The organism is Pseudarthrobacter sp. 10T415, assembly GCF_056394175.1.
Genome location: NZ_JBFTHJ010000021.1, coordinates 26710 through 42703 on the forward strand (window position 1 = coordinate 26710; position 15994 = coordinate 42703).

The 15994-nt window shown below is 66.5% G+C and carries 15 protein-coding genes; 5 read left to right on the forward strand and 10 right to left on the reverse strand.

Annotated elements, in window-relative coordinates:
- The first annotated feature begins 324 nt into the window (after positions 1–324).
- Positions 325–639, forward strand: a complete 315-nt coding sequence (locus tag AC1DBN_RS19145) for a hypothetical protein (protein ID WP_314216265.1) — start codon at positions 325–327, stop codon at positions 637–639.
- A gap of 122 nt (positions 640–761) precedes the next feature.
- On the opposite strand, the gene AC1DBN_RS19150 is transcribed toward AC1DBN_RS19145, so the two are convergent.
- The 7 genes from AC1DBN_RS19150 to AC1DBN_RS19180 form a co-directional block, all read right to left on the reverse strand.
- Entirely contained in the window at positions 762–1091 is a 330-nt protein-coding gene (locus tag AC1DBN_RS19150; RefSeq protein WP_015935736.1) for a GNAT family N-acetyltransferase, read from the reverse strand.
- A 15-nt stretch (positions 1092–1106) separates the two neighbouring features.
- The gene (locus tag AC1DBN_RS19155) at positions 1107–2471 is read right to left on the reverse strand and encodes an acyltransferase family protein (RefSeq protein ID WP_477723930.1); all 1365 of its coding nucleotides are present in this window, start codon (positions 2469–2471) and stop codon (positions 1107–1109) included.
- Between the two features lie 121 nt (positions 2472–2592).
- Positions 2593–2997, reverse strand: a complete 405-nt coding sequence (locus AC1DBN_RS19160; protein ID WP_091717727.1) for a DUF1304 domain-containing protein — start codon at positions 2995–2997, stop codon at positions 2593–2595.
- Positions 2998–3043: 46 nt separating this feature from the next.
- Positions 3044–3919, reverse strand: coding sequence for a class II fructose-bisphosphate aldolase (locus tag AC1DBN_RS19165; protein WP_477723931.1), 876 nt, complete (start codon positions 3917–3919; stop codon positions 3044–3046).
- Positions 3919–5385 carry a GntP family transporter gene (locus tag AC1DBN_RS19170; RefSeq protein ID WP_477723932.1) on the reverse strand — a complete coding sequence of 489 codons (1467 nt, stop codon included), beginning with the start codon at positions 5383–5385 and terminating at the stop codon, positions 3919–3921. The genes AC1DBN_RS19165 and AC1DBN_RS19170 overlap by 1 nt, the downstream gene beginning before the upstream one ends.
- A 150-nt stretch (positions 5386–5535) precedes the next feature.
- Complete coding sequence (locus tag AC1DBN_RS19175) at positions 5536–6435, reverse strand: NAD(P)-dependent oxidoreductase (protein WP_091717721.1); 900 nt, start codon at positions 6433–6435, stop codon at positions 5536–5538.
- 38 nt (positions 6436–6473) lie between these two features.
- On the reverse strand, positions 6474–7964 hold the full coding sequence (locus AC1DBN_RS19180) for a four-carbon acid sugar kinase family protein (protein WP_091717719.1): 1491 nt from the start codon (positions 7962–7964) through the stop codon (positions 6474–6476).
- Positions 7965–8137: 173 nt separating this feature from the next.
- On the opposite strand from AC1DBN_RS19180, the gene AC1DBN_RS19185 reads away from it, so the two are divergent.
- Positions 8138–8842, forward strand: a complete 705-nt coding sequence (locus AC1DBN_RS19185; protein WP_091717717.1) for a FadR/GntR family transcriptional regulator — start codon at positions 8138–8140, stop codon at positions 8840–8842.
- Between the two features lie 87 nt (positions 8843–8929).
- Here the strand turns inward: AC1DBN_RS19185 and AC1DBN_RS19190 are convergent, their stop codons facing one another.
- From AC1DBN_RS19190 to AC1DBN_RS19200, 3 genes are read right to left on the reverse strand one after another with little or no spacing between them, the layout of a single operon-like run.
- On the reverse strand, positions 8930–9943 hold the full coding sequence (locus AC1DBN_RS19190; protein ID WP_477723933.1) for a LacI family DNA-binding transcriptional regulator: 1014 nt from the start codon (positions 9941–9943) through the stop codon (positions 8930–8932).
- Between the two features lie 17 nt (positions 9944–9960).
- Complete coding sequence (locus AC1DBN_RS19195; protein ID WP_477723934.1) at positions 9961–11538, reverse strand: glycoside hydrolase family 43 protein; 1578 nt, start codon at positions 11536–11538, stop codon at positions 9961–9963.
- Positions 11535–12407 (reverse strand): DUF6807 domain-containing protein, encoded by an 873-nt coding sequence (locus AC1DBN_RS19200; RefSeq protein WP_477723935.1) that lies wholly within the window; start codon positions 12405–12407, stop codon positions 11535–11537. Before AC1DBN_RS19200 ends, AC1DBN_RS19195 begins: the two co-directional genes overlap by 4 nt.
- Positions 12408–12715: 308 nt before the next feature.
- Between AC1DBN_RS19200 and AC1DBN_RS19205 the strand changes: the two genes are divergently transcribed.
- From AC1DBN_RS19205 to AC1DBN_RS19215, 3 genes are read left to right on the forward strand one after another with little or no spacing between them, the layout of a single operon-like run.
- Positions 12716–14020, forward strand: a complete 1305-nt coding sequence (locus AC1DBN_RS19205; RefSeq protein WP_477723936.1) for an ABC transporter substrate-binding protein — start codon at positions 12716–12718, stop codon at positions 14018–14020.
- Between the two features lie 31 nt (positions 14021–14051).
- Complete coding sequence (locus AC1DBN_RS19210) at positions 14052–15005, forward strand: carbohydrate ABC transporter permease (RefSeq protein WP_477723937.1); 954 nt, start codon at positions 14052–14054, stop codon at positions 15003–15005.
- Positions 15006–15016: 11 nt separating this feature from the next.
- Positions 15017–15937: a carbohydrate ABC transporter permease gene (locus AC1DBN_RS19215; protein WP_477723938.1), complete on the forward strand. Its 921-nt coding sequence runs from the start codon at positions 15017–15019 to the stop codon at positions 15935–15937.
- Positions 15938–15994 lie beyond the last annotated feature (57 nt).

The window sequence follows — 15994 nt, forward strand, 5'->3', positions numbered from 1 at the left end:
CTTCGGTCAGCAATTTGGGGGCGTTGCGTAGGTAAGCCTTACTTAGGATGCCCTTTTAATCAAACTTTTGTGCCCTATTTCTCTTTCGCCCCGGAATGACAGGGTTTCCAAGATGTGCAGAAGGTCATTGACTGGCGCCGAAGCGGGCCCATGGTGCACAATTCACGCCCCGCCAGCAACGCGGGGGCGGCCGCGGACGGGAATGTCCGGCTTGTCACACCTTTAGTAAGCATGCTTTGCTTGTGGGGATAAATGACCTCCGCAAGCAGTTCGCGGCGGGGCTGGAAGAGCAGCCTCGTGAAGAAGCCCAAGGATGAACATCGCATGACCACCGCAACGGAACACCGTCTGGCCGCGTCCGGGGAACGCACAGAGCCAGCCGGCAGCACAGCCCAGCCACTGGACCTGGGGCTCCTGGTCACCCTCAATTCGCGCATGCATTGCCGCACGCCGATGCAGCGGCTCGATCCGCTGGACCTGCCCGTCAGGCAGCCTGTTTACGTCGACGAAAGCGGGGTGCTGCCCGCCGACCCGGCCTCACCGGCCGAAACCGTCGTCACGTACCGCTGCGCCTGCGGCTTCACCCTCGACGATCCCGCCTTCAGCGCCACGGTCAGCGACCAGGCCCTGGCCAGCTGACGCAGGAATGACCGCAGTCCCGCCATGCAGCGGGACCGGCTCCCACCAGCTGTAGCGCTACGGCGAACCCAGGCCGCTCCCGCCCACGCGGCTCCCGTGGCGGCAGCTGAAGAACTGCCGCACTATCCCTCCGGCCAGTCGACGAACTGCTCGTACCCTTCGTGCTTGCGGAGGTAGCTGGAGATGAAGGGGCAGTGCGGGATGACGCGTTTGCCGGTCGCCACAACGTCGTCCAGGGCGAAATGCGCCAGCACCTTGCCGAGGCCCCGGCCTTCGAAGTCCTGGCCTGTCTCGGTGTGGGTGAAGTCGATGTGGCCCGGCAGGTCCCGGAAGAAGGACTGCACGGCGAGCCTGCCGCCCACCAGCAGTTCATACCGGTGCTCCGCGTCGTTGCGCCGCAGCGTGACATCGGGGGCGAACCTATCCTCGGTGGACAACGTGTTCTCGGTCATGGTTCGACACTGGCACTACTTCACCCCCGTGGCAATGCCCTTCCGCCCCCTCCTGCGCCCGGCACGCCCGCGCGTACCAGCGGCGGCCGTTTTGCGCCCAGGGACAGGACTCCGCCAGGGCACCGCACCGAGGATCAGCTGGGTGAGGGCAAAGAAGGCAGCCCCGGTTCCCAGCAGGGCGAGGGTGAGGCCGCCCAGCGCTGCATCCGCCACCGGAAGGAAGACCACCACGACGGCGGCGCCCACCGCGGCGGGCTTGGTGCCGGAGCCCGGAGCCGCCGTCGGGGTGTCCTCGAGGCGCCCGAAGGCGGCGATGACGGGCAGCAGCAGGAGCAGCAGTGCCGGCAGGACCACGGCGCGCGCCCACCACCACCCGGGCGTTCCCGACTCCGGTTTCGGGACGGGCGCAAGCAGCAGCAGGCCGGACATGGCCGCCAGCAGGGGCAGGTGCCAGAGATACACCGTGAGGGACCTGGCACCGGCGGTCTGCAGCATCCGGCTGAGCCACGGCCACGACGCCACCCCTTCCAGGACCGGCCGCGCCGCCTCCATCAGGGCCGCCTGGGACACGCCCAGCAGCAGGAGGGCCAGGTTGGGCGGGTTGAGGTTCACCAGCATGTTCCCGGGGTAGAGCCCCAGGCCCGTCACGGCGCCCAGGAGGACATTCGCTGCCAAGGTCACCGCTGCCAGACCGGAGCGTGAGAGCCCTGCCAGTTTGCCGTCGGCGACGAGGAAGCCCAGCTGCTGGACGGCGCACCACAGGAAGAGCAGGTTGATGTTGGCCAGGAGTGGCAGGGTGCCGCGCAGGCAATCGACAGCCACCACCAGCGCAGTGAGCAGGAGGAAGGTCCGCCATGGGGCACGGGCGTGGAACGCGGCAAGCAGGGGAATGTTCAGCTGCGCGGCGAGGTATGCGGCCAGGAACCACAGCGGCATTCCTGCCCCGGCTGCCATCAGCTCGATGACCTGGGGATGCACACCGAGCAGTTGGGCCGCGCCGAGCCCCAGGAACATCACGGCCAGCAGGGCCGTGGCGGGCCTGACCAGCCGCAGCAGGCGTGCCCGGATGAACAGGGCAGCCGTGCCACCGTTTGCCGACAGCCGCCGCCAGGACTCCAGGCCTGTCATCCCGCCGGTCACGAAGAACAGCGGCATCACCATGAAGATCCAGATGACGGGTTCGAACCAGTGCTGCTCAGCGAGGGTGTTTTGCGTGGTCACCGTCCCGTCGGCGTGCAGCACGGGGCTGACCATCATGCAATGGCCCACCACCACCAGGGCCAGGCAGGCGAACCGGACAAGGTCGATCACCGGATCACGGCCCGCCGCGCCCGCCGTCCCCGCCCGGAGGCTTCCGTTCAGGCCGCCGGCGGTACCCACCGTGCACCCCGGAGCGTTCCGGCCCTGTTCACAGCACTATTGTGCGCCCGCCAGCAGGGGCGGAGAAGGATTGAGCGGCGCGGCAGGTGTAAAAGTGCCGCGCAATTGGAGTGGCAAGCAGCTAGAGAGCCACAGCCAGTACGCCGAGGACGACGGCGAGCAGCGGCGTGGCGCCCTGGGTTGCGGCCGCCCGGAGGTACTTGCGCCCGGACAGGGCCAGGACCAGCGCCGCCAGCAGCATTGAGCCGCAGCTGGCGAAGATGAGGGTCCAGCCGGCAACGTCCTGCGCCGAGCCGTCGGCGCCGACAGCCACCAGGCCTATGCCAATGAGGGCTCCAACGGCCAGGAACAGGTTATAGAAGCCCTGGTTGTAGGCCAGTGACTTGGTGATCTCCGCGTTTTCCTGGGACTCGATGCTGAAACGCTTCCACGTTGCCGGTTTGGTCCAGGTCACGGATTCCATCGTGAAGATGAAGACGTGCAGCGCGGCAGCAAGGAACGCGAAAAGGAGGGAGGCCAGGATCATGGCTCGATCCTAGCCTCCCTCCCCTGTGTTTCTTCGCGTCTGGGACCTAGCGGCTCAGCGTGGCCAGCGTGGCGCCGGCGAACTCTCCGGCGGACCGGTTCCAGTGGCCCAGGAGCGACTGCAGGTTTTCACCGTCGGCGCGGTGAACCGGGAGTTGCTCCTGCAGGGTGGCCAGCACCCCGGTGCGCAGCTCGGTGTTGAAGTTGACCTTGCCAACATTCATGGCCGCGGCCTTCACCAGCTCTTCGGCCGGAATACCGGACGCGCCGTGCAGGACCAGCGGAAGGTGGGTCCGCACGGCGATGTCCTGCAGCACGTCCCAGCGCAGCAACGGCTCGCCCTTGTATTTGCCATGGACATTGCCCACGGCGACGGCGAGGAGCTGGGCACCGGTACGGGTCACGAAGTCCTCCACCTGTGCGGAGTCCGTCAGCCCTGCCACGGCAACGCCGGACTGGTCTTCAGGCTCGTCGGCCGAGAACGCACGGTCCTCGTCGCCCGCCAGGCCGCCGAGCTCGGCTTCCAGCACCACATCGGGGTGCCCGTTGGCTGCCAGCATTTCCCGGGCGGCCACCACCAGGGCGATGTTCTCCTCGTAAGGCAAGGAGGAACCGTCGGCGAGCACCGAATCCGCCCCCGCCGCAACGGCGTCGGCCATCACTGCCAGGTCCGTGGCGTGGTCAAGCTGCACCGCGACCGGCACGGAGGCCGCATCCGCCAGTCCCCGGAGGGCCGCGATGAGGCGGAGCCCGTTGGGGGTGGCGGCCGTCTTGGGGGCCACCAGCAGGATGACGCCGCGGCCGGATTCCTCGGCCGCGCCCACCACAGCCAGGGCGGTGGTGAAGTCGTAGCAGGTGAAGGCGGGAACAGCGGAGCCCTGCTGCAGCGCGGAGGTGACCAGGTGGTCGAGTCGGGTGCGCATCAGACGCCCAGGCCTCCCACCAGGATCCAGGCCACGAAGGTCAGTGCGAAGCCGGCCAGGCCCAGTACCGTGGTGAGCACGGTCCAGGTCTTGAGGCCGTCGGAGACGGTGAGTCCGTAGTAACGCACCACGGTCCAGAAGCCGGCGTCGGTGACGTGGGACAGGCCCAGTGCGCCGAAACCGATGGCGATCACGATGACGGCGATCTGCGCCGGGCTGTAACCGCCCTCCATGACGGCGGAGGTCAGCAGGCCGGTGGTGGTCACGATGGCCACGGTGGCCGAACCCTGGGCGGCACGCAGTGCCAGCGAGATCACGAAGCCGAGTGCAATGACGGGCAGGCCGATGTGGTCCAGGGTCTGGGACAGTGCTGCGCCGATGCCGGAGGTCCGGAGGACTTCACCGAACACGCCGCCGGCGGCAACCACCATCAGGATGGACGCGATGGGAGGCAGTGCGCCTTCGAAGATCTCACCGGTTTCCTTCAGCGACCAGTTGCGGCGGACGGCCAGCAGGAAGAAGGAGAGCGCCACGGCCACCAGGAGGGCGAAGAACGGGTTGCCGATGAAGGCAGCCAGGCCGTACCAGGAGTTGTCCTTGGGGATGGTGAGCGTGCCCAGGGTGCCGAGGAGGATCTGCACGATGGGGGCGGCGATGAGGAAGATGATCAGGCCGGGACGGGGCGGAGCGATGGCGGACGCGCCGGGGCCGTCGTGGCCCACCTTGACCAGCGAGTCGGAGCCGAACTCCTCAACCTGGGCCTTGACCGAAGGCAGGAGTTCGTATTCCTTGCGGTTCATGATGCTGGCCACCCAGTAGGACAGGAAGCCGAGGGGAATGCAGATGGCCAGCGAGATCAGCGTGATCAGTCCGATGTCCGCGCCAAAGACGCCGGCGCCGGCAACGATGCCGGGGTGCGGCGGGACGGCAACGTGGATGGAGAGCATGATGCCGGCCATGGGCAGGCCGAACTTGACCGGGTGGACCTTGGCGATCTTGGCGAAGGCGTAGACGATCGGCACCAGGACGATGACGCCCACCTCGAAGAACACGGGGATGGCCACGAGGAAGCCGACGGCGGTAAGGGCCACTGCGACGCGCTTGGCACCGAGTTTGTCGGTGAAGTGTGCGGCCAGCGACTGCACGCCGCCGGAGACCTCAATCATCCGGCCCAGCACGGCGCCGAGGGCGATCAGCAGAGCCACCTTGCCCATGGTGCTGCCCACGCCGTTGGCCACAACGGTGAACACATCCTTGAGCGGGATCTGGGAGGCCACGGCCACCAGGATGCTGACGGTCAGCAGGGCCACGAAGGCCTGGATCTTGAAGCGGATGATCATCACCAGCAGCAGGGCGATGCCAAGCGCTGCGATGGTCAGCAGCAGCGGGGTGCCGAGCTCAACTGCGGGTTTGATGGCCGGGGCGTCGGCCGCCCGCACCATCAGCGGGCTAATGAGGTGGTTCACGATGGGTGTCTCCTTTGACGTGCCAGTCTTCCAGAAGACGGGCAATAAGGCGCCGGTTGTTTCTAAGGGGAGTAACGCGAGAGGTACGACGGCGGCGGAGGGGGGACCGCCGCCGTCGTACGTTTTGGGGAGGGTGCTGCCGGTTGGTACTTAGTTGGTGCGCTTGGCGGGGGCTACCACCTTGATGACTGCGGAGTCATCGGCGGCGGCGAGGCCCTGGGCCTGGCCCAGCAGGTAGAGCTGCTCCGCGGCGGCGGCAACCGGGGCTGCCAGGCCGGCGGCGCGGGTGGCCTTGCCCACGATGCCCATGTCCTTGACGAAGATGTCCAGGCGGGAGAGGACCTCGGCGCCTTCCTCGTTGTAGGCCTCAAGGATGCGCGGGCCGCGGTTGGAGAGCATGAAGGAACCTGCCGCGCCGGCTTCGAGGGCGGCGAGGGTCTTGGCCTGGTCCAGGCCGAGCGCGTCCGCCAGGGCCAGGGCCTCGGCGGCGGCCGCGATGTGGACGCCGCAGAGGAGCTGGTTGACGGTCTTCAGGGCCTGGCCGTCGCCGGGCTTGTCGCCCACCACAGTGAGGGTAGAGGCCAGCAGTTCCAGCGCGGGAGCCGCCTTTTCGCGGGCTTCGGGGGAAGCACCGACGACGATCAGCAGGTCGCCTTCGCCGGCACGCTTGGGTCCGCCGGAGAGCGGCGCGTCAACGAGCTCGACGCCGTAGGCAGCCAGCTTTTCGACCGTGGCGGGGATGGCTTCGGTGCCAACGGTGCTGCCGAGGATGACCACGGCGCCCGGCTCGAGGACGGAGGCCACGCCGTTTTCGCCGAAGAGGACGTCGTTGAGCTGTTCGCCGTTGCGGACGGCGAGGAGCACCGCGTCGGCACCCTTGGCTGCCTCGCGGGCGGTGCCGAAGGTGGCAATGCCGGCTTCTTCAGCGAGCTTCAGGCGGGGTTCGGCGATGTCGAAGCCGTGCACGGTCAGCTGCGAGGCGAGGCGGGTGGCCATGGGCAGGCCCATGGCGCCAAGGCCCAGGACGGTAACGGTGTAATTGCTGGTCATGGTGTTTCTCCGTTGAATTTTTGCGGCGCTGGTGGGGATTAGAAGGTGTTGCTGAGTTTTCGGGTGACCTGGGCCAGGGAGTCGTCGTCGCCCACGTTGCCGGCGAAGACGATGTAGGGGATGCCCTTGGCGGGCCCGTCCACTGGTTCCCAGAGGGAGACGATGCCCGGCAGCATGGGTCCGCGGACAATGCCGTGGCGGATTTCCAGGCCGTGGGCTGCGACGTCCGAGGAGGTGATGCCGCCCTTGGCGATGACGAACCGCGGCGGGAAGGTCTTCAGGGTGCGGTTGACCACGGCGACGACGGCGGCGGACACGGTGCGTGCGATCCGCAGGCTTTCGGCGGCGTCGTCGGTCTTGATCAGGAGCCGGCTGGTGTGCACGATGACGTCGCCGCCGCGGAGGGCCTCGACCACGGCGTCCACGGTCTGGTCCAGGTGGGCCACGGCTTCGGTTTCGGCTGCAAGAAGCTTCTCGACGTCGATCTCGATGATGCTTGCGGAGCTGTGTTCGGCCGTGAGGACGTTCAACTGGCGGGTGGTGACGCCCACGTGCGAGCCCACCACGATCAGGCCGCCGGCGGTGGAGGGCGTGTTGCCTTCGTAAGCTTCCTCGGCAGTCAGGGCTGTGCGGACTTCCTGGCCGATGCGGCCGCGGACGAACGGCGGGCCGACGCGGTAGAGGAGTTTCTTGCCGCGGCGCTCGGCTTCTTCCAGGCCGAGTGCCAGTGCGCGGAAGTCGTTCTCGGTGACGATGTCCGCCACGATCGGGGTGGAGTTGGTGGCGCCCTCGATGGCGTCGGCGATGGCCTTGGCGGAGATGGCGGGGTCCTGGGCGGCGGAGCCGGCGCGGATGGTGTTCAGGTCCAGGACGATGACGGAGTCAGCGGTGAACCGGCCCCTGGACTTTTCCTCCACATACGCCGCCATGACGGATGTGCTGAAGCCGAAGCTGGCGTCCTTGGCGAACTCGGTCTCCGAGACCGGGACCAGGGTGCCGGCGGTTTCACCCGTGCCGCGCATGTAGTGGACGCCGCCGATGGTGAGGCGGCCGGCGTCGGGGAACGCGGGAACCAGCACGACGCCGTCGGTGGCTTCACCGCTTACCTCGCTGACCGTGGCGGCGATGACGTCCGGCTCCAGCGGGTAGTGGCCGCGGAGGGTGGAGTCGCTGCGGCTGACGAATGCGAGCCGCAGGCCTGAATCGGCGCTGGAACCGGCGGCGGTGAGGGCGTTGCGGACCACTTCCTCGTTACGGGCGGCGGCTTCGGCCGGGTCCAGGCTGCGGGTGTTGGTCAGGACGTAGACCGCCGGCTTGGACTGGCTGAAGGCCCAGGCGAAATCCTCGACGTCCCACTGGGTGAGCACGGGCAGGTCTGCCACGGACTGCGTTCCGGTGGGGTCGTCGTCGAGCACTACCAGGACGCGGGGAGTCTCCGCGTTGGAAGCGGCCAGGGTGCTGGCAACCAGGGCTGCGGGGATGGGGAAGTCCGCGGGATAGGCGGCCAGGACGTCTGCTTCAAGCGTCACAGTGCACTCCGTTGTGTTGCGATCCGGGGGCCGGATCAAGGTGTAAATGAATCTGTAAGATGTCTGACATCTTGCATTTGAATGCTAGTGTGGCACACGACATAAAAGACGCGCAAGTAGACTTGTCAGACATATCCGCCGGGTAGACGCCCACGGCAGGAATCGGGGGAACCATGGCAAGGAAGTCGTTGGTTGGCGTTGTGGCCGACGAACTGCTGGACCGCATCATCGACGGCGAATTTCCGCCGGGATCAACGGTCCCCGGCGAGCACGAACTCAGTGCCCGGCATGAGGTAAGCCGGATGACGGTCCGTGAGGCAATGAAGACGCTCCAGGCGCAGCAGATCCTCAGCGTTGAGCGTGGCCGGGGCACCTTCGTGAACCCGCTGAACCGGTGGACGTCACTTGAGGCCGTGCTCCGCGCGGCGTCGGAGGGCAAGAACGAAGCCGAGGCTTCGGTACAGCTCATCGAACTCCGCCGCATGCTGGAAACCGGAGCCTGCGAGCTGGCTGCGGGCCGGATCTCCGAGGTGGACACCGAATCCCTGTTCGCCTACATTGCGGCGATGAAGGCCGCCCACGCCATCAACGACGTTACGTCCTTCGTCGAAGCCGACCTCGCCTTCCACGACGTCATCCTGCGCGCGTCCGGCAACGTGTTCGTCTCCGTGCTCTTTGAGCCGCTGCACCGTGTCTTGGAAAAGCGCCGCGCCGAAACATCTGCCGTTCCGGCCATCCAGGAGCACGCCATCGGCCACCACCAGAACATCGCGGAGGCCCTGCAGTCAGGCGACGCCACCCGCTCCCGGCTGGCCATGGATGCCCACATGCAGCAGACGCTGGACGACCTGAAGAACCTGGTGCTCCCGGCCAAATAGCCGGCCACTTAGGGATTGCAACGGCCGGTCGGGGCTGGATGGCCGGGCGGGAGCGGCTTGCCGGGCCGGACTGCATTTCCCCGGCGACTAGCTTGCCGGCGGGGCCGTTGTTCCGCGGACCACCAGTTCGGTGGCCACCTCCAAAGCTGCAGGCACCGCCCCATGGCCGTCCTGCTGCTCGATGAGCATTCCCACGGCCATGGTGGCCAGCTGGGCCAGGGGCTGCCTGACGGTGGTGAGCGGCGGCGAAGTCAGCGCGGCCTGGGCGATGTCGTCAAACCCCACGATGCTGAGGTCCCCGGGTACCTGCAGCCAGCGCTGCGCCGCCGCATTCATCACACCCAGGGCCTGCAGGTCACTGCCAGTGAAGATGGCCGTGGGCCGCTCTGGCAGATCGAGGAGGTCGGCGCCGAGGCGCATGCCTGACTCGATACTGAAGTCACCGTCCCGGACAAGCTCCGGCAGGACCGGCAGGCCGGCCTCGTGCAGGGCGGCCGCGTATGCCGCGTACCGCGCCCGGCCGTGCCCCGGGCTGTGCTTGCGTCCGGTGATGATTCCGATCCGGCGATGCCCCTGGGACAGGAGATGCCCGACGGCGGCGAGCGCCCCGGAGAACGACGCCGGGCTGACGCTGGGGATATCCAGGCCTTCGGTCCCCTCGGGGTCGATGGCGACGGCCGGGATCTTCAGCGACCGCACCAGGGTGACCAGGCGTGAGCCGCTGCGCGGCGCCAGCAGCATGACCCCGTCCAGGCGGTTCGCCGAGGGTTCACGCAGCTTGCGCCAGCGGTCTGCACTGACATGCTCGGCCCGGACGTACGCCACCGCATATCCCAGCCGGTCCGCCGCGGCCTCCACGCCTTCCATGGTGGCCAGGACCCAGGGCGAATCGAAGTTGTTGACCACCAGCTGCAGCATCCCGGGCTGGGCCGCCGCGGCGTTCCGTTTGGAATAGTCCAGCTCATCCAAGGCCAGCTGCACCTTGGCGCGGGTGGCGTCCGAGACATGGGTGCGGCCGTTGAGGACCTTGGAGACGGTGGGTACGGATACCCCTGCGGCGGCCGCAACGTCTGCGATCTTGGGACGCGGGGTGGCGGTCAACGGGGCAGTCCTTGGGGTCATATGGTTGCGGCGGCGAGCTGCGGGGCAGTAGCCCGGCGAACGGGCGCCGTGTCCACGCGCACGGGTCCCACGATAACACTGCCGCCTTCCTGCGATCCCAGCGGCGACGTGGCAAAAATCCCCAGTTCCGCGCCGATCCACTTCCCCTGCACGACGCCGAAGTTCCAGCCCTGGACCTCCCACGGCTCCCCGGGACCCAGGCGCCAGGCAAAGGTGGACCGGGGCGTCCCGTCGGTCCGGATCTGCAGCTCCACGCGGGAAGCCGGGAGGGAAATGCTGCGGCTGGGCGCCTGCTCCGACGGGCCCACTCCCCCGGTTCCGCTTCCCAGGACGAATCCATCGGCGGTCCGGACGATGCCGAGCCAGGCGTATTCCTGCCCCAGCACCACCACGCCGGCGCGGGTGCCCACCGGGACATCCTGCAGTTCCAGCGAGGTGGTAAAAGTGGACGGCGTGCCGGGAAGGATCTGCGCCAGGACATTGGGCAACTCACGGAGGTTGACCGGATCGTTGGCCTGCGGCCGGAGGATCAACCGGCCCCCGCCGGGCTGGAAGGACCAAGAGTGCCTGGGGTTGGCCTGCCAGTGCCATTGCGGACCCAGCCACGGTGAGGCGAAGTCATCACTGGCTGGAGGCGCCACGTCCTGCGGCGAAGTACCCCGCGGGTAGGGGTGGCTGGCCACGGGGGTTCCCGGGCCGCCGTCGGACGCCTGCTCCCCCATCCATGGCCAGCCGTCCTCATCCCAGCCCATGGGCTGGAGGTGGACCACGCGTCCGTAGGGGCCGCGGTCCTGGAAGTGCAGGAACCAGTCCTCCCCCCGCGGCGATGTCACCCAGGCGCCCTGGTGTGGCCCGTTCACCGGACTGTTCCCCTGTTCAAGGACCCGGCGCTCCTCGTAGGGACCGAACGGCGACCTCGAACGGAAGACCGACTGCCAGCCGGTGGCCACGCCGCCGGCAGGTGCGAAGATCCAGTACCAGCCATCCCGCTTGTAGAACTTGGGCCCCTCCAGCGTGGTGTAGCCGGGCAGGTCGTCTCCGTTGATGACGGTGGTTCCTTGGTCCAGTAACTTTCCGGCGTCGGAACTCATGCGGTGCACCGTGAGGCGGTTCTTGATCCCGATCCGGCTTTTCGCCCACCCGTGCACCAGGTACGCCTGGCCGTCGTCGTCCCACAGCGGGCACGGATCGATGAGCCCGCGGCCTGCATACAGGAGGTGCGGCGCGGTCCAGGGGCCCTCGGCCTTTTCGGCGCTCAGCACGAAGATGCCGTGGTCCGGATCCGGGTAGAAAATCCAGAACCGTCCGTCGTGGTACCGCAGCGCCGGCGCCCAGACCCCGCCACCGTGGCGGACCAGGGAGAAGTGGCTGCCCTGCGGCAGTTGCAGCAGGGCATGGCCGGCATGCTCCCAGTCCACGAGGTTCCGGGACTTGAGGATGGGCAACCCGGGAACGCGGTTGAAGCTGGACGCAACCAAGTAATAGGTGCCGCGGACCTGGACGGCATCGGGGTCCGGCCAGTCGGCGTTGAGAATGGGATTGGCGTACACGGGGACGGCGTTGCGCGAGGTCATGATGTCCTGTCGGGATGGCTGGGCGTGCGTACGGCGGGATGGTGTTCAAGCAGGTGGAGCGCCTGGTCCGGTGATGCCACCGCGCCGTCATGGATGACGGCGTGCAGCGACTGGACCAGCGGGCGGGCGGCGTCGGCCACCGCTTTTTCGGACCAGGCAACGGCGGGACCCACGCCCAGGTAGCCCTCGGAGCGGATGAACCAGGGGCGGGCGGGAGCGGCCTGGGCAAGCACCACAGTGACGGGCGCGCCGCCGGTGACGGTGCTGATGGCAAGCCAGGGCGAGCGGGATCCGTGCGCCGGATCCGCGCCCGCACCGGCAGCGGAGAAGACGCGGGTTCCGGAGCAGTCCGCGGGGAAGCGCCAGAAGATGCCGCCGTATCCGGCGCCGCTGCGGCCTTTTACGGCCGACGACGACACCTCCAGGGCGGGGACGCCGGCTGCCGGGACCATCACCGATGTCAGGGACAGGCTCCAGGATCCCGGGGCGGGGTGCGCTGAAACTTCCACCGTGCGGCGTTCCTCTGCCAGGAGGGTTCCGTGCCTGGAGGTCCACAGCACGGTACCGGTGGCACGGCCTCCTTCTTCGGTCCAACCGTCCAGGGCTTGGTTGCCATGATTGGGCAGGACCACGGGTCCGCGGTCCTGCGTGTAGGTGGACCCGCCCCAGAAGTTGGTGCCGTTCAGGTCCGAAAAGGCCACGGACAGCCCCAGGTGGTGGATGTGGTCAACCGGCGCGACCTCCGTCAGCACAGTTCCGGACAGGGAGCGCACCGGGTGGAAGTACGGCCTCGGTGCACTGGCCCGCGCAACGCCTGAGCCGGGATCCAGGGTCACGAGCCGGGCGGGATCAAGGACTGGGATGGGCAACGGCACCTCCTTCCAGTGGGAAATTCATCGCACCTATGGCGATGGAGAACAGCATAGGCAGACAGAAAAGAATCAGCAAGAGTTGCAGAAACTTTCTGCTCTCAGAACTGCATCGGTTTTGAGAAAGGTGTTGACAGTCACAACTGCTGCTTGCTAGAAATCGTTTACTCACTTCTTTCGTATCCCTGCCCAGGGTCTGCTTTTGACTCGTTTGGCAGCGAAGGTCGATGGCAGAGGCAGCAGAAAGTTTCTGGAAAATTCAGCAGGCTAACGCTCCTACCGGGGCAGCCACAGAGAGGCGTCATTCAATGAAGAAGACAGCAACCACCGGGTTCTCCCGCAGGATCTTCCTGGGAGCGGCAGTCACGGCAGCGGGCCTGGGCCTGAGCGGCTGCGCTGGAGGTGGTTCCCCGGCAGCAGGCGGCAACGTTGAACTCAACTTCGTCTACTGGGGCGACTCCAACCGGGCCAAGATGACGGACGCCGCCATCAAGGTCTTCGAAGAGAAGAACCCCGGCATCACTGTCAAGAGTGAGTACCAGGACAGCGGCCCCTACGCGGACAAGCTGGCCACCCGCTTCGCCGGCGGCAACCCACCGGATGTCCTGGCCATGGCCAACCGCAGCCTCCTCGAATACGCGCAGCGTGGCACCCTGGCAGACCTCAAGGGGCTTCCGGAACTCAACCTGGAGAAGATCCCGGACACGGTCCAGAGCCGCGGCGAAGTGGACGGCAAGCTGTACGGGCTGGCCACCGGCGTCACCACCATCGGCATGGTGGTGAACAAGACCATCACGGACCAGGCTGGCGTCACCATCCCTGACGACAAGACCTGGAGCTGGGAAGACTACGCAAAATTTGCCACCGAGGTGACCCAGAAGACCGGCGGCAAGGTCTATGGCGCCGGTTTCGACGTTTCAACGGAAACCGGCCCCATCCTGCTTGCCCGGCAGCGGGGCGAGGACTTCTATACCGAGGACAACAAGCTCGGCGTCAGCGAGGACACCATCCGCGAGTGGTTCCAGTACAGCGTTGACCTGCGCAACGCCGGTGGATACCCGCCCGCGGGATTCTTCGAGCAAATCGGCGGTTCGCCCGCGCAGTCCTACCTGGCGAAGGGCACGGTGGCCTCCCAGATCATTCCCATCAACAACTACCGGGGCTATAACGAGGCTGTCCAAGGCGACGTGGTACTGCTGCGCATGCCCGGTGAAACCACGGACAAGCGGCGCGGCTACTCCGCCGACCCCACGATGCTCTGGTCCATCGCCGCGAAGTCCAAGCACCCCAAGGAAGCCGCGAAGCTCCTTGACTTCCTGACCAACGACGCCGACGGCGCAGCGGAAACGCTGACCCAGCGCGGTGTGCCCATCAACCCCGACGTGGCGGAGTCCATCACCTCGAAGCTCAGCGCTGACGACACCACCTTCGTCAACATGATGGCCGCCATCCAGGAAGACGACCTTCCACCGGCCTACGTCTACCCCAAGGGCGCCAGCGTGGTGGCTGACACCCTCAAGCAGCTGGCCACGGAGGTGGAGTTCGGCAGGATCACCCCGGCTGACGCCGCCAACACATTCCTCGAGAAGAGCAATGCAGCCATCAACAAGTAGCACCCGACCACAGCAGAAAGGAGCCTGACGCATGTCGGTGCTGACCAAACAAGCCCCCGGCGCGGCGGCCTCGCTTGCGGCAGGACCTCCGGGCCGCCGGAAGCGGGGCACCGCGCGGCGGAGGAACCAGCGTTCGGGCTACCTGTTCCTGCTGCCCTGGTTCCTGGGCATGCTTTTCACCATCATTCCGTTCTTCGCCTCCCTGTACCTGGCGTTCACGGACTACAACCTGTTCACCGAACCCAACTTCGTGGGGCTGGCGAACTTCCAGGCGATGACCGAGGACCCCCGGCTGTGGCAGTCCCTGAAGGTCACCTTCATTTACACGTTCGTTTCGGTGCCCATTTCGCTGGCAGTCGCGCTCATGATCGCCCTGGTGCTCAACCGGGGACTGCAGGGCCTGGCCATCTACCGGTCCGTGTACTACCTGCCCTCCCTGCTGGGCGGCAGCGTGGCCATCGTGATGCTGTGGCGCTACATCTTCGGCAACGAAGGCATCGTCAACAGCTTCCTGGGACTGTTCGGGATCGCCGGCCCGGCATGGGTGACGGATCCGGACTTCTCACTGAGCACCCTGATAGTCCTGAACGTCTGGACCTTCGGCTCACCCATGGTGATCTTCCTGGCCGGACTGCGGCAGGTCCCCACCATGTATTACGAAGCGGCTTCCATCGACGGGGCGTCCCGGTGGCGGCAGTTCCGCAACATCACCATCCCGCTGATCAGCCCGATTATCTTCTTCAACCTCATCATGCAGCTCATCGGGTCCTTCCAGACCTTCACCCAGGGCTACGTCATGAGCGGCGGCACCGGTGGCCCGGCTGATTCCACGCTGTTCTACAACCTCTACCTGTACCAAAAGGGCTTCACCGAATTCGAGATGGGGTACGCCTCGGCAATGGCCTGGCTGCTGCTGATGATCATTGCGATCTTCACCGCCATCAACTTCATCGCATCCAAGTTCTGGGTCTTCTACGACAATTAAGGCAACCCCCAATGGCACTCCTCGAATCACCCCGCACATCAGGCACCAAACCCGGGAAACCGGCGAAGCAGCCCAGGCAGGCGGATCCGGAAGACGCCCTCACCGGGACGCGGGGCACCCGGTTTTCCCGCCACCTGATCCTTTGCCTGGTGGGGCTGGTGATGATGTACCCGCTGCTGTGGCTGATCTCCAGCTCCTTCAAGCCCAGCAACGACATCTTCCGGCAGCTGGGGCTGTGGCCGGACAACTGGGATTTCAGCAACTATGCCGAGGGCTGGACCGCGCTCAACCAGCCGTTCCACGTTTACCTGATCAACTCGATGATCGTGGTGGTCTTCTCCATCATTGGCAACATCTTCTCCTGTGCCCTGGCGGCGTACGCCTTCGCCCGGATGGAGTTCACGGGCCGGAAGCTGTTTTTCGCCCTGATGCTGGGCACGCTGATGCTCCCAGGGCACGTGCTCCTGGTGCCGCAGTACATCATCTTTTCGCAGCTCGGCTGGCTGGACACCTACCTGCCGCTGATCGTGCCCAACTTCATGGCCACCAACGCGTTCTTCATTTTCCTGATGGTGCAGTTCATGAAGGCGCTGCCCAGGGAATTGGACGACGCCGCGCAGATCGATGGCTGCGGACCGTTCCGAACGTTCCTGCGGGTCATCCTGCCGCTCTGCGTTCCCGCCATGGCCACCACCGCCATCTTCACGTTCATTTCAACGTGGAACGAGTTCTTCGGACCCCTGCTTTATATCCAGAACCAGGACCTCTACACCGTCCCGCTGGCCCTCCGGGCCTTCATGGACTCCGAGGGCCAGAGCATGTGGGGACCCATGTTCGCCATGTCCGTGGTGTCCATCGCACCCATCATCGGCTTCTTCATTGCCGGCCAGAAGTACCTGATCAACGGCATCGCCACCACGGGCCTGAAGTAGCCCGCGTCTCTCCACGCATCACCCTCTCAACAACACAGTGCACGGTGCCCGGGCTGG

Excerpts from the sequence above, each read along its gene's own strand:
- AC1DBN_RS19145 (WP_314216265.1), top strand. The coding sequence starts at position 325 with ATGACCACCGCAACGGAACACCGTCTGGCCGCGTCCGGGGAACGCACA.
- AC1DBN_RS19150 (WP_015935736.1), bottom strand. The coding sequence starts at position 1,091 with ATGACCGAGAACACGTTGTCCACCGAGGATAGGTTCGCCCCCGATGTC.
- AC1DBN_RS19160 (WP_091717727.1), bottom strand. The coding sequence starts at position 2,997 with ATGATCCTGGCCTCCCTCCTTTTCGCGTTCCTTGCTGCCGCGCTGCAC.
- AC1DBN_RS19165 (WP_477723931.1), bottom strand. The coding sequence starts at position 3,919 with ATGCGCACCCGACTCGACCACCTGGTCACCTCCGCGCTGCAGCAGGGC.
- AC1DBN_RS19175 (WP_091717721.1), bottom strand. The coding sequence starts at position 6,435 with ATGACCAGCAATTACACCGTTACCGTCCTGGGCCTTGGCGCCATGGGC.
- AC1DBN_RS19185 (WP_091717717.1), top strand. The coding sequence starts at position 8,138 with ATGGCAAGGAAGTCGTTGGTTGGCGTTGTGGCCGACGAACTGCTGGAC.
- AC1DBN_RS19195 (WP_477723934.1), bottom strand. The coding sequence starts at position 11,538 with ATGACCTCGCGCAACGCCGTCCCCGTGTACGCCAATCCCATTCTCAAC.
- AC1DBN_RS19205 (WP_477723936.1), top strand. The coding sequence starts at position 12,716 with ATGAAGAAGACAGCAACCACCGGGTTCTCCCGCAGGATCTTCCTGGGA.
- AC1DBN_RS19210 (WP_477723937.1), top strand. The coding sequence starts at position 14,052 with ATGTCGGTGCTGACCAAACAAGCCCCCGGCGCGGCGGCCTCGCTTGCG.
- AC1DBN_RS19215 (WP_477723938.1), top strand. The coding sequence starts at position 15,017 with ATGGCACTCCTCGAATCACCCCGCACATCAGGCACCAAACCCGGGAAA.